Below are 13,007 nucleotides of genomic sequence, written 5' to 3' on the forward strand. Positions count from 1 at the left end.
AAAAAGGGTTCCGCGCTACAGCCGCTCGATGATCGCGTTCGTCACGTCCTCCGTTTTCGCGTCGCCCCCGAGGTCCGGGGTTCGCGGGCCGTCCTCGAGCGTCGATTCGACGGCCGACCGGACCGCGGACGCCTCCTCGTCGTACTCGAGGTACTCGAGCAGCATCGCGGCCGAGAGGATCGCCGCGGCCGGGTTCGCGACGCCCTCGCCGGCGATGTCGGGTGCGGTGCCGTGGACGGGCTCGAACAGCGCCCGGTCGGGGCCGACGTTCGCAGAGGGGAGCAGGCCGAGTCCGCCAACCAGTCCCGCGGCGAGATCCGAGAGGACGTCCCCCGCGAGGTTCGGGCAGACGACGACGTCGAACTGCTCGGGATCGAGACAGATCTCCGTCGCGAACGCGTCCATCAACACCTCGTCGGTCGCGACGCCTTCGTCGCTGGCCACCTCGGCGACCGTTTCTCGGAAGAGGCCGTCGGTCTCGCGCATCACGTTGGCCTTGTGAGCGATCGTGAAGCCGTCGTGGTCGCCGTCCCGGGTGTACTCGCAGGCGAACTCCGCGAGCCGTCGGGAGGCCGTTTCCGTCGTCACGCGGGTGAGAGTCGCCACGTCGTCGGTGAGTCGATCCTCGTGGCCCGCGTAGACGCCCTCGGTGTTCTCACGGAGGAAGACCAGGTCCGTCTCCGGACGGACGGCGTCGACGCCGGGATACGCCCTCGCGGGGCGGACGTTGACGAACGAGCCGACGGCCTCCCGGAGCGGCAGGATGACGTCGGCGGCGGTCTCGCCGGCCGCGCCGAACAGCGTCGCGTCCGCCGAGGCCGCGAGGTCGTAGGTCTCCTCGGGGAGCGGTGCGCCGGTCTCCTCGGCGACCGCGTCGCCGGCCTCGGCCTCGACGAACTCGAAGTCGATCTCGAGGGCGTTCAGTACGTCGGTCGCTGCGGGCGTGACCTCCCGCCCGATTCCGTCACCGGGCACGACGGCGATCTCGTGAGTCATGAGGGACTCTCGCTCCCCTGAGAAAAAGAGGGTATCGAATACCACGAGATCTGCCCGCCGCGGAGCGGCTCAGGACCGCGCCAGCCGCGCGACGCCGACCGCGACGAGCGCGCCGACCGCGGCGAGGACGACCGGGTTCGGCGCCCCCGAGCCGCTCTCCGAGGACGAGACGACCACGGTTTCGACCGTTTCTCCCTCGATCGGCCCGGTCTCCACGGCGACGCGGTCGAATCCGGGCCCGGACACCGCAACCGCGTAGCGGTCGCCGGCTCCGGCCACCGTCGTCGCGACGGTCCCGCCCGCGGCCGTTCGCTCCGGCAGTTCGACCGTCGCTCCGGACGGCGATTCGACGACGACGGTGGCGTTCTCGACCGGGGTTCCGTCCTCGGCCTCGACGGCGACCTCGAGGGGCGAATCGCCCGCCAGTTCGAACGACGCCGCTCGCGGTTCCGAATCCGAGACGACGACCGTTCGCTCGCGTCCGACGTAGCCCGGGGCGTCGGCCTCGAGCGCGTACTCGTTGCCGACGGGGACCCCGTCGATCCGGTACCCGTCGGAGGTTCGCTCGCCCGGGTACGACCCGGTCGGTCCCCTCGCGGCGACCGTTCCGCCCTCGATCGCCGTCCCGAACCGCCCGTCCTCGAGCGCGACGTCGATCGTTCCGCTGCCCGCGAGGGAGAGATCGACCGCGGCCGAGCCGTCGGTCGGCGCCGACGCCGTCGCGGACGCCGGTTCGTAGCCCGAGCGTTCGGCGACGAGTTCGTACTCGCGGTTCGCGTCGAGCCCCTCGAACTCGAACTCGCCGTCGTCGTCGGTCGTCGTCGCGTGGCCGTCGTCGCCCGCGGTGGCCGTCACCGCGGCGTCCTCGAGCGGTTCGCCGGTGACGCCGTCGACGACGGTTCCCTCGAGGGTCGCGTGCGTGCCGGCCCGCTCGATCGCCGCCGGCACGTCGACGATCCCGTTGCCGCTGCGCTCGCCGTCGGCGTCGACCGCGGTCTCGGTCAGCGCGGCCTCGAGCTCCGCGGCGTCGAGGGGTCGGTCGGTCGCCGACTGAACGAGCGCCATCGCGCCGGCGGCGGCGGGTGCAGCCATGCTGGTGCCGCTTTTGACCTCGTAGCCGCCCCCGGGAGCCGTGCTCGTGACGTCGACGCCGGGCGCGGCGAGGGTCGGGACCGCGTACGAGCCGGGCCAGCGCTCGGGAGCCGCCTCGCCCCACGTTGCATCGGTTTCGATCACCTCGCTGCTCGAGAACTCGGGGACGGTACCCGATCGACCGACCGCGCCGACGCTGGTCGTGTCGTAGAGGTTGCCCGGCGACGTCGACGTTTCGGCGCCCTGGTTCCCGATCGAGCTGACGACCGGCGTTCCGGCGTCGTTGGCGTTCCGAATCGCGTCGAGCAGCCCGGTGTCGTACCCGTCGACGCCCAGGCTCAACACGACGACGTCCGCGCCGCTCTCGACGGCCCACTCGAGTCCCGCGATGATGTCGCGCTCGTAGCCGACGCAGTCGCCGCCGCTGCAGTCGGTCATGACGGCGCCGTGGTAGAGGTCGGCGCCGGGAGCGACGCCGATCGCGGCGCCGCTCTCGTTACCCCCGGCGACGAGTCCCGACACGTGGGTCCCGTGGTCGTCGTACGCGATCGGCTCGGGCGAGGGATCGGCGCCGAAGTCCTTCCACTCGTCGACCTCGAGGTCCGGGTGATCGCCGTCGACGCCCGAGTCGAGGACGGCGACCGACGCGCCCTCGCCCCTCGTCCCGTAGGTCTCCCAGGCCTCGGGAACGTTCATCTGCTCGAGCCCGGTCGACGGGCCGTCGGGCGCGGTCGCGGTCCCGGCGTCGGCGCCGCTCGCCTCCCGATCGGTCGCCGCGGAGACCGTCTCGTCGGCGTCGACCGCGACGACCCCGTCGGCGCCGGCGATCGCCTCGAGATCGATCCGATCCGTGTCGACCGTCGCGACCGCCGCGGCGACGAGCCAGAACTCCCGCTCGACGGTGACGGCGTCGCTCGCGCCGACCGACCGCGCGAACCGTTCGTGGCTCGCCTCGACCCGGGCCTTCCGGGCCTCGAGGTCGTCGTCCGCGTCGAGCGGCGGCGATTCGAGGCGGACGAGGACGGTGACGTTGCCCTCGGCGTCCTCGAGCGCCGGATCGATCGGCGCGGCCGTCTGCCCGCCGTCCCCGACGGCCGATCCGCCCGGATTGCCGGGCGCGCCGACGGCTACACCCGAAAGGGATCCGAGAACCAGTACGAGCGCGAGCACCCCGGCTACGGCGCGGTCCGCGAAACGGTCGGCTACCGAGTTCCGGGGCATTACTGTAGCATATATATTCAATATACTAAATATGATGGGGTCAAATTTTCATCTGATGGAAAATAGAATAATAATGTGAGGGCCGACCGCGAAGGCGAACGCGGGCTCCGTCTGGGCTTTCGGGGGAATCGTCAAACGCCTCTCGTGTACGGTCGAGGAGTTCAGCATCACCGTCGAACTCCACACAGAAGCGTGAATCATTCGAGAGTATCCCAACTGCGGCTCTCGGGGGGACACGACTCGACACCAGCACACGCTGACGTGTGCGTGCGGCTTCGAGGGATACGTGGTCGTCTCGTGAGTGAGCAAACGCGTTGCGTTTGCGACCTATGCAAGAGCGGAGGTCTTGTAGTATGACGAGAGAGTTTGCCCTCTCGAATCAACTCGGCATAGCCGAGACTCCCAGCGCGAGGATACCCCCGTCGTCGGGCTATGCCCGACTGCTCGCGGGATCTTTGATCCCGCCCTGTTCACGCCGGGGAGGATGTCATTCGGCTTCGGGGATTGCGTCGGCCTCGACGTAGGGCAGTTCGCGGGCAGTGTCCCGGACCGCGGCCGCGTTGGACTTCATCAGCGCCGTCGTGTCCCAGACGCCCTCGACTAATGCCTTCCGCTGGGCGTCGTCGACGGTGACGTCGATCGTCTCCGAACCGTAGGTGACCGTCTCGGCCTCGACGTCGATCTCGAGGTCGCCGTCGGGGTTCTCGTCGACCCAGTCCTGGAGTTCCTCGATCGTCTCGGCGTCGGCCGTGACGGTCGGGATGCCCAGCGCGAGGCAGTTCCCGGCGAAGATCTCCGCGAAGCTCTCGCCGATGATGGCGTCGATCCCCCAGCGCATCAGCGCCTGGGGGGCGTGTTCGCGCGAGGAGCCACAGCCGAAGTTCGAGTTGACCACCATCACCGAGGAGTCCTGGAACCGCTCCTCGTTGAACGGGTGGTCCTTCTGCTCGTCGTCCTCGTCGAATCGCAGATCGAAGAAGGCGAACTCCCCTAGCCCGTCGAAGGTGACGACCTTCATAAAGCGCGCCGGGATGATCTGGTCGGTATCGATGTCGTTGCCCCGGATCGGAACGCCGGAGCCCGAGACGGAGTCGACCTCGGGGATCTCGACCCCGTCCGCGTCAGCCATTATGCGGTCACCTCCGCTTCCGGCAGCTCACGCACATCGGTCACTTCCCCGGTGATCGCCGCCGCGGCGACCATCCGCGGGTTCATCAGGACGGTCCGTCCGTCCTTGCTGCCCTGGCGGCCGACGAAGTTCCGGTTCGAGGAGGAGGCGCAGGCCTCGTCGCCCTCGAGCTGGTCCTCGTTCATGCCCAGACACATCGAGCAGCCGGCGTTTCGCCACTCGAAGCCGGCCGCCTCGAAGACGTCCTTCAGGCCTTCCTCCTCGGCGGCCTTCTGGACGCGCTGGCTGCCGGGGACGACGAGCGCGCGGACGTCGTCGTGGACCTCTCGACCCTCGACGATCCGGGCCGCCCGTCGCAGGTCGGGCAGCCGGGCGTTGGTACAGGAGCCGAGGAAGGCGACGTCGATGTCGTAGCCCGCCATCGTCTCGCCGGGCTCGACGCGCATGTGCTCCTGGGCGCGCCGTGCGGTGTCTTGCTTGTCCGCGGGCAACGCCTCGGGTTCCGGGATCGGATCGGTGATGCCGATCCCCTGTCCCGGGGTCGTCCCCCAGGTGACGACCGGTTCGAGCTCGTCGGCGTCGATGCGGACGACGTCGTCGTACTCGGCGTCGTCGTCCGACCGGATCGACTCCCAGTACGGCTTGAGCTCCTCGAACTTCTCCGGGTTCTCCCGGAAGTAGTCCGTCTCCTCGAGCCACTCGTAGGTGGTCTCGTCGGGGTTGACGTAGCCCGCGCGGGCGCCGCCCTCGATCGACATGTTACAGATCGACATCCGACCCTCCATCCCCAGCGACTCGATCGCGGAGCCAGCGTACTCGTAGACGTAGCCGACGCCGCCTTCCGTTCCGAGTCGACGGATGATCTCGAGGATGACGTCCTTCGCTCCGACGCCGTCGCCGAGTTCGCCGTCGACTTCGATCTTTCGTACCTTCTGTTTCTCGAACGCGAGGGTGCCCGTCGCGAGCACGTCCCGGATCTGGCTGGTGCCGATACCGAAGGCGAGCGCGCCGAAGGCGCCGTGGGTCGAGGTGTGGGAGTCGCCACAGACGATCGTCTTCCCGGGCTGGGTGAGCCCCTGCTCCGGGCCGACGACGTGGACGATCCCCTGATCGCCGCTGTCGGGATCGGAAAAGTCGATCCCCGCCTCGCGGACGTTGCGCTCGAGTTCGCTCATCATCTCCTCGGCCGCGTCCTCCTCGTAGGGGCGGGACTGGTCGGCCGTCGGGACGATGTGATCGACCGTCGCGTGCGTTAGTTCGGGGTAGGCGACCTCGAGGTCCCGTTCCCGCAGCATCCCGAACGCCTGCGGGCTGGTGACCTCGTGGATGAGGTGGAGGCCGACGAACAGCTGGTCCTGCCCGGTCGGCAGCGTCGTCACCTTGTGGCGGTCCCAGACCTTGTCGTATAACGTCCCCTCGCTCATACGTCGGTTACTCCTCGGTCGCGGTCGTGTTCGTTCCCGCGCTCGAAGACGTCGTTCGCGTCGTCGGCGCCCTCCGGCGGCGTGTGGTCGACTCGCTTCATCGTGCGGTCGGACTCCGACCGCGGATCCGTCGCGGCGGGGTTCTCGTCGTCGCCGTTTCGTCGACCGCCGTCGGCCACGACCGTCGGGCCGCGGCTGAACAGCCGGCCGGCCGTCTCGCCCGTGTAGGGGTTGGTGTGGTTGACCGCGCGCATCGAGTCGTCGTCCGCGTTCGTGTCGTTCGTTCGATTCATGCTAATCCGCTTGCACCTTCTCTCGCTCGTCCTCGGTTTCCGATTCCTGTTCCTCCTGCCAGGCGAACAGCGCACGGAGGCGCTCGCCGACTTCCTCGATCTCGTGGTCCTTCTCGGCCTGGTTGAGCTGCGTGTAGACGGGCCGGTTGGCCTGGTTCTCGGCGACCCACTCGGTCGCGAACTCGCCGTTCTGGACCTCCTCGAGAACCTCCTCCATGTTCTGGCGGGCCTGGTCGTCGATGACCCGCTCGCCGCGGGTGAGTCCGCCGTACTCGGCGGTGTCCGAGACCGAGTCCCACATCGCGCCGAGCCCGTCCTCGTACATCAGGTCGACGATGAGCTTCATCTCGTTGAGACACTCGAAGTAGGCCATCTCCGGGCTGTAGCCCGCGTCGACCAGCGTCTCGTAGCCGACCTTGATCAGCTCGGCGATGCCGCCACAGAGGACGGCCTGCTCGCCGAAGAGGTCGGTCTCGGTCTCCTCGCGGAACGTCGTCTCGACGACGCCGGCCCGCGTACAGCCGATCGCCTGGGCGTAGGCGAGCGCCTCGGCCTTGGCGTCGCCGGTCGCGTCCTGGTAGACCGCCAGCAGCCCGGGGGTGCCCTCGCCGTTCTCGTAGTTGCGACGGAGCAGGTGGCCGGGCGTCTTGGGCGCGATCATCGTCACGTCGACGTCCTCGGCGGGCTGGATCTGGTTGTAGTGGATGTTGAAGCCGTGGGCGAACTGCAGCGTGTCGCCGGCCTCGAGTTCGTCTTCGATCTGCTCGTAGACGTGGGGCTGGACCGTGTCCGGGACGAGCATCGAGACGATATCGGCCTGCGCGGCCGCCTCGACGGGCGTCGTGACCTCGAGCCCGTCGGCTTCGGCGGCCGAACGCGAGGAGGAGTCCTCGCGGAGGCCGACGACCACGTCGACGCCGCTGTCGTGGAGGTTCAGCGCGTGAGCGTGGCCCTGGCTTCCGTAACCCAGTACGGCGACGGTTACGTCGTCGAGCTGCGATTGGTCTGCGTCCGATTCGTAGTAGATCTCGGTGGTGAATTCGTCGTCAGTCATCGTCTGCTGGTTGGGTGTACTGCTGGTTCGCCTCGCTGGCGGACGATTCTGGCGGGGTCGGCGCCGCGGTGTCGTCGGTACCGCGGGCCAGCGCCGTCGTCCCGGTTCGGGCGATCTCGCGGATGCCGAACTGGGAGAACGTCTCGATCGCGGCCTCGATCTTCTGGCGGGCGCCCGTGATTTCGAAGGTGGCCGTCTGGGGACTCGAGTCGACAGTCTTGGCGTCGTACATGTCCGCGACGGCGGCGACCTGGTCGGGCCGTTCGGCGTTGACCTTCACGAGCGCGAGTTCGCGACGCATCGCGTCTGGCTCGAGCTCCCGGACCGCGATCGCCGGCAGCAGCTTCCGCAGCTGCTTTTTGATCTGGTCGATCCCGGGATCGGGCTCCTCGACGACGAGCGTGATCCGGGCGCGTCCGTCCTCGTCGGTCGGTCCGACGGTCAGGCTCTCGATGTTGAACTGGCGTCTCGAGAACAGTCCCGAGACCTCGGCGAGCACGCCGGGTTCGTGTTCGACCAGCGCCGAGATGACGGTCCGTCGGGGCTCGTGTCGCGCCTCGACCTCCGGGTCGATGCGGATCCCCTGTTTGTTGCGCCGACCCGCGGGGGTCGGTCGCTCGTCGGGAGCGGGTCCGTCGAGGCCCTGGTCCCGTGTCATAGCTGGTCCTCCGTCAGCGCGAACTGACCGTTGTCGCCGCCGCTGGGAACCATCGGATAGACGTTCGCCTGCGGATCGATGTGGACGTCGATCACGGAGGGGCCGTCGTAGGCGAGCGCGGCGTCGATGGTGTCGGCGACCTCGTCGTAGTCGTCGATCCGGAACCCTTCCGCGCCGAAGGCCTCGGCGAGCGTGTCGAACTCGGGCATCCAGCCGTAATCGGAGGCGGAGTGGCGCCCGTCGAAGAAGGCGTCCTGCCACTGGCGGACCATCCCGATGTACTCGTTGTTGAGGACGGCGACCGTGATATCCAGGTTCTCGCGGACGGCGACCGACAGTCCCTGTAAGGTCATCAGGAACGAACCGTCGCCGTCGATGCAGACGACCTCCTGGTCGTCGTCGGCCGCGAAGCGGGCGCCGATCGCCGCCGGCAGGCCGTATCCCATCGCGCCCAGGCCGTGGCTCGAGACCCACGTGCGGGGCTCGGTGTAGGTCCAGTACTGGCAGGCCCACATCTGGTGTTGGCCGACGCCGGTGGTGACGACCGCGCGGTCGCTGGTGGCCTCGTCGAGGGCTTCGACGACGAACTGCGGTTTGATCGGCTCGTCCTCGGGTGCCTCGTAGGCCATCGAGTAGTCGGATTTCCACTGCTGGCACTGGGCGCGCCACTTCGTCGCCTGTGGCGACTCCTCGACGGCTTCGGCCAGCTGGGAGACGACGGTGTCGGCGTCGCCGACCAGCGGGTAGTCCGCGTGGATGTTCTTGCTGATCTCGGCGGGGTCGATATCGACGTGGATGATCTCCGCGTCGGGCGCGAACGTCTCGATGCCGCCGGTGAGCCGGTCGTCGAACCGGGTGCCGACGGCGATCATCGTGTCGCAGTGGGTGACCGCCATGTTGGCGTACCCGGTGCCGTGCATGCCCGCCATCTCCATCGAGAGCTCGTGGTCCTCGGGGAACGCGCCGATCCCGGGCATCGTCGTGACGACCGGAATCTCGTGTTCGATGGCGAACTCGCGACAGACCTCGCTGGCCTCGGCCTTGATGACGCCTCCGCCGAGCAGCATGACGGGACGCTGTGAACCCTCGACGCGCTCGGCCGCGGCGTCGACGAACTCGGGGTCGGCTCGCTGCTGGACCTCGTAGGTGTCGGGCGTCCGCGGCTCGTCGGGTTCGCGGTCGGTCTCGGCGTTGGTGACGTCCTTGGGCAGATCGACGAGCGTCGGCCCGGGCCGGCCCTCGCTCGCGAGCGCGAACGCCTCGCTGACGTCCGTGCCGACGCGGTCGGGTTCGCTCGAGAACGTGTTGGTCTTCGTGACCGGCATCGTGACGCCCGTGGTGTCGGTCTCCTGGAAGGCGTCGTTGCCGACGAACTCCGTCGGCACCTGGCCGGTCAGTGCGACGACCGGATCCGAGTCCATGTCGGCGTCGGCCAGCCCGGTGACGAGGTTCGTCGCTCCCGGCCCCGAGGTCGCCAGGCAGATGCCCGGCTCCCCGGAGACGATGCCGTAGGCGTCGGCCGCGTGGGACGCCCCTTGCTCGTGGGCCATCGTCACGTGGTGGATCTCGGAGTCGTACAACGCGTCGTAGACGGGCATGATCGCGCCGCCTTGCACGCCGAAGGCGTGTTCGACGCCCGCGTTCTCGAGCGCGCGGACGACGGACTCGGCGCCGGTCGTGACCGGGGTCGGTTCGGCGTCGGTCGTCGACTCCTCGGTCGCGGCCGACTCCGGCGGCTCCTCCCGCGTCGTCTCCTGGTCGTCGTGCTGTTCCTCGGTCGCGGTAACCGGTGGTGCGCGTTCGCTCATCGATTACCTCCTGTCGCCTCTCGGCGGTCCGGTGCGCTTGCTGGTGTCATCTGGTAAGTTGCTGGTCGCTCGGCGGTCGGTGCGACGGATGCGGGCCGGGGTCGAGGAAGGAGTTGGTGAGGGGCTAGTGGGCCCCTACAATACGAATGCGAGCGAGCGCGCTGCCGTCGGTATCGCGAGTGCGAACCGATGCTCGAGCGCGATCCGTCATCACTCGACACGTAGGCGTGGGAACGATCATAATAGTTTCGTCCCGGGCAACGCTGGCGGGAACGCCGTCGCGATAGCCGGGGCTCCCGGCCGGTAGCGAACGAGGGGGTCATCCCTCAGATCTGCACCTCCTCTCGCTCCTGCTGGCGCTCGACGCCAGCTTCCTCGGCGAACCGCTCCAAGTCGTCGACCGTGATGCGGCGCTTCTCGGCGCCGTAATCCTTGACGCGGCGGGTTACCGTCCGCACCTCGTCGTCGGTGGGTTCGTAGCCCCGCTCCTCTAAGCGCTCGCGGACCGAATGGGTCCCGGTGTGTTTCCCCATGACCAGCCGACGCTTCGCGCCGACCATCTCGGGAGTCATCACGCCGGGTTCGAAGGTGTCGGAGTTCTCGATGACGCCCGCGGCGTGGATCCCGCTCTCGTGGGAGAAGGCGTTGTCGCCGACGACGGGTTTGTTCCCCGGCGTCTCGATCGAACTCTTCTCCTCGACGATCTCGGACAGTTCCACGATGCGGGTCGTATCGATTCCCGTGTCGCACTGGTAGACCGACTCGACGGCCATCACGAACTCCTCGTAGGCGGCGTTGCCGGCCCGCTCGCCGATCGAGTTGACCGAGACCTGCGCCTGGTCGGCGCCCGCCTCGATCCCCGACAGGGCGTTGGCGGTCGCCAGCCCGAAGTCGTCGTGGGTGTGGACGTCGACCCGCGCGTCGGTGTGGGCACAGACCTTCTCGATCATCGCCCGGAACCGGTTGGGCGTGGCGACGCCGCAGGTGTCCGGGATGTTGATCCAGTCGGTTCCCGCCTCGGAGACCGCTTCGATAACCTCGATCAGGAACGCCTCGTCCGTCCGGGTCGCGTCCATCGGCGAGAACATGCAGGTCGCCCCCGCCTCCGTGATCCGCTCGACCGACTCGACGGCGCGCTGTACTACGTCCTCCCGGGTCGCGTGCATCGAATCCTCGATCTGGACGTCACTGGTGCTGACGAACGTATGCACCATCTCGACGCCCGAATCCAGTGCGGCGTCGATATCGTCGTCGACGACGCGGGCCAGCCCGCAGGTCGTCGTCGACGTCGAGGACGCGATATCCCGAACCGCCTCGAACTCGGCCTCGGAGTTGACGGGGAACCCGGCCTCGATGACGTGGGTACCCATCTCGTCCAGGACGGAGGCGATCTCGCGCTTATCGTCGTAGGAGAACGACGTGCCGGGCGACTGTTCGCCGTCCCGCAGCGTCGTATCGAAGACACGTGCTGACTCGATTTCGTCAGTGGAATCTAACGTGCCCTGGAAGAACTCGACCCCCCTGACTGGTGTCAGAGGTCGGGTTGCCTTGTGAAGACATTGTATCCGATCCGAGGATCGACGACGTATATAAACCTGACGCTGGCAGTAGCGGTGACACGGAGTGACAACCCGACCCGTTCTCGAGTCGACGGCGAAAACCGCAAGACATCAACGTCCTAATATCGAACATAGATCCTATTATCATACCGTCCTCGGTTCGGCCCGTCGTCGGAAACGCGTCGGTTCCGTCGAAAAATTCATACTTATTGAGTGGAAATTAAATTAGAGCCGCTGGCGCGCGCTCGTCGATGAACAGTCGGTCACTAACGGTCGGGAATATCGACGAGCAGTTACAGATCGTCCAATAACTTCGCCGCGGTAGCTGAACTGTGGCGGCGGGTAGTCCCGCCTGCGAGTACCTGGGCGATTTCGGGACGGCGCGACCGATCGATCGTCCAGAACGCGACGCGTCGCGGTCGCGCCCACCGGCGGCCACTGCTCGCTCGAGGCGATGGCGGGATCGGCCGCGACTCCGACCCCCGAAATCACCGGGGGATCGAAGCCGGCTGCCGAGGGTTTCGGGCGTGTGAGAACTAAACCTCTCGCCGTGGTAGGACGGCGGGTATGACGTCAGACGAAGTGACCAGCCTCCTGCGGGAGGCGTACACCGACGAACTCGAGACCGTGATGAACTACCTGACCAACGCCATCGTCCTCGACGGGGTCCACGCCGAGGAGGTCAAATCGAGCCTCGAGGCCGACGTCGACGAGGAGCTCGAGCACGCGCGGTTGCTCGGGAACCGGCTGAAACAGCTCGATCGCTCCCCGCCGGGATCGGAGTCGTTCGAGGCCGGCCAGTCGAGCCTTCAGCCCCCCGAGGACACCACCGACGTCGAGTCGGTGATCGACGGCGTCCTCGAGGCCGAAGAGGACGCCCTGGAGACGTACCGCTCGCTGCTCGAGGCCGCCCGCGAGGCCGACGACCCGGTCACGGAGGACGTCGCGGTGACGATCCTCGCCGACGAGGAAGCCCACCGCACGGAGTTCCGGGGGTTCAGAAAGGAGTTTCCGCAGGACTGAGGCGGGCTATCGTTCCCGGTGCGACCGCGGGCGACCCGGTTTCGCCGAAACTGACTGCGGTGGTCCGCACGAGACGGCCGAAGCGAACGTTTTTCTCGCCGCGCTTCGAGGGGATCCGTATGAGCGATTTCGATCTCGACCTGCGAACCGTCGAGGAACGCATCGACGAGGAGTTCGAGCTCGACGGCGAAATCGTCCTGGGCGTCCTCGACGGGACGACGCCCGCCGACGAGTGGCTCGAGGCGGTCTCGACGGGGAACGTCCTCGTCCTCTGTGTCGAGGGCGAAGTTAACGAGCTGGCGTCCGGCTTCGCGCGCGATGTCAAGGAGTCGGGCGGCAACCTCGTTCACTTCCGCGGGTTCCTGGTGGTCACGCCGCCGGGGATCGACGTCGACGCCGATCGGCTGTAGTCGACCGAGAGTGGGGCGCGAACCCCCGACGGACGGCTACTCCCCGCTTCCTCGCTTCCTGAAGGCGGCGCGTCCGTCCTGCGCGACGGTGATCCGGTACCCCTCGTAGGAGAACGCGACCTCGGCTTCCGCGGCGGGAACGGGCGGCTCCGAGAAGACGTGTTCGAGGAGGTGGTCGATGCAGTCGTACAGCGGCGTCAACTCGTCGGTGTCGACTCCCTCGAGTTCGGCGACGGTTCGGGCGACGCTCACGTTCGGGTCGGCTTCCTCGACGTCGAAGGTTCGGTGGACGACGTCGCCGCCGTCGCGTCGGGATTCGTCGGTCATCGTGGCACGATAC

Annotated in this window: 12 protein-coding genes; 2 read left to right on the top strand and 10 right to left on the bottom strand. The window is 67.8% G+C overall.

Annotated elements, in window-relative coordinates:
* Window positions 1–15 precede the first annotated feature (15 nt).
* The 9 genes from C492_RS12540 to C492_RS12580 all read right to left on the bottom strand — a co-directional run bounded on the left by C492_RS12540 (window position 16) and on the right by C492_RS12580 (window position 11,240).
* Entirely contained in the window at window positions 16–996 is a 981-nt protein-coding gene (locus tag C492_RS12540) for an isocitrate/isopropylmalate dehydrogenase family protein (RefSeq protein WP_008424096.1), read from the bottom strand.
* Between the two features lie 69 nt (window positions 997–1,065).
* Window positions 1,066–3,309, bottom strand: a complete 2,244-nt coding sequence (locus tag C492_RS12545; protein WP_008424097.1) for a S8 family serine peptidase — start codon at window positions 3,307–3,309, stop codon at window positions 1,066–1,068.
* Window positions 3,310–3,796: 487 nt separating this feature from the next.
* Window positions 3,797–4,438, bottom strand: a complete 642-nt coding sequence (gene leuD / locus C492_RS12550) for a 3-isopropylmalate dehydratase small subunit (protein WP_008424099.1) — start codon at window positions 4,436–4,438, stop codon at window positions 3,797–3,799.
* Window positions 4,438–5,862, bottom strand: coding sequence for a 3-isopropylmalate dehydratase large subunit (gene leuC, locus C492_RS12555; RefSeq protein ID WP_008424101.1), 1,425 nt, complete (start codon window positions 5,860–5,862; stop codon window positions 4,438–4,440). Before leuC ends, leuD begins: the two co-directional genes overlap by 1 nt.
* Window positions 5,859–6,155 (bottom strand): hypothetical protein, encoded by a 297-nt coding sequence (locus tag C492_RS12560; protein WP_008424103.1) that lies wholly within the window; start codon window positions 6,153–6,155, stop codon window positions 5,859–5,861. Before C492_RS12560 ends, leuC begins: the two co-directional genes overlap by 4 nt.
* Before the next feature lies 1 nt (window position 6,156).
* On the bottom strand, window positions 6,157–7,209 hold the full coding sequence (gene ilvC / locus C492_RS12565) for a ketol-acid reductoisomerase (RefSeq protein WP_008424105.1): 1,053 nt from the start codon (window positions 7,207–7,209) through the stop codon (window positions 6,157–6,159).
* Window positions 7,202–7,867, bottom strand: a complete 666-nt coding sequence (ilvN, locus tag C492_RS12570; protein ID WP_008424108.1) for an acetolactate synthase small subunit — start codon at window positions 7,865–7,867, stop codon at window positions 7,202–7,204. Before ilvN ends, ilvC begins: the two co-directional genes overlap by 8 nt.
* Window positions 7,864–9,675: a biosynthetic-type acetolactate synthase large subunit gene (gene ilvB, locus C492_RS12575; RefSeq protein ID WP_008424111.1), complete on the bottom strand. Its 1,812-nt coding sequence runs from the start codon at window positions 9,673–9,675 to the stop codon at window positions 7,864–7,866. Before ilvB ends, ilvN begins: the two co-directional genes overlap by 4 nt.
* A gap of 326 nt (window positions 9,676–10,001) precedes the next feature.
* A complete protein-coding gene (locus C492_RS12580) occupies window positions 10,002–11,240 on the bottom strand; it encodes a LeuA family protein (protein WP_449289509.1) in 1,239 nt (412 codons plus the stop codon).
* Window positions 11,241–11,801: 561 nt separating this feature from the next.
* Here C492_RS12580 and C492_RS12585 point away from each other — a divergent pair.
* Together C492_RS12585 and C492_RS12590 are read left to right on the top strand one after the other, a co-directional pair.
* Window positions 11,802–12,257, top strand: coding sequence for a ferritin-like domain-containing protein (locus C492_RS12585; protein ID WP_008424115.1), 456 nt, complete (start codon window positions 11,802–11,804; stop codon window positions 12,255–12,257).
* Window positions 12,258–12,376: 119 nt separating this feature from the next.
* The gene (locus C492_RS12590) at window positions 12,377–12,667 is read left to right on the top strand and encodes a DUF5779 family protein (protein ID WP_008424118.1); all 291 of its coding nucleotides are present in this window, start codon (window positions 12,377–12,379) and stop codon (window positions 12,665–12,667) included.
* Between the two features lie 36 nt (window positions 12,668–12,703).
* Here the strand turns inward: C492_RS12590 and C492_RS12595 are convergent, their stop codons facing one another.
* The gene (locus C492_RS12595; protein ID WP_008424120.1) at window positions 12,704–12,994 is read right to left on the bottom strand and encodes a HalOD1 output domain-containing protein; all 291 of its coding nucleotides are present in this window, start codon (window positions 12,992–12,994) and stop codon (window positions 12,704–12,706) included.
* Window positions 12,995–13,007: the final 13 nt, after the last annotated feature.

It is taken from the genome of Natronococcus jeotgali DSM 18795 (genome assembly GCF_000337695.1).
GTDB lineage: Archaea > Halobacteriota > Halobacteria > Halobacteriales > Natrialbaceae > Natronococcus > Natronococcus jeotgali.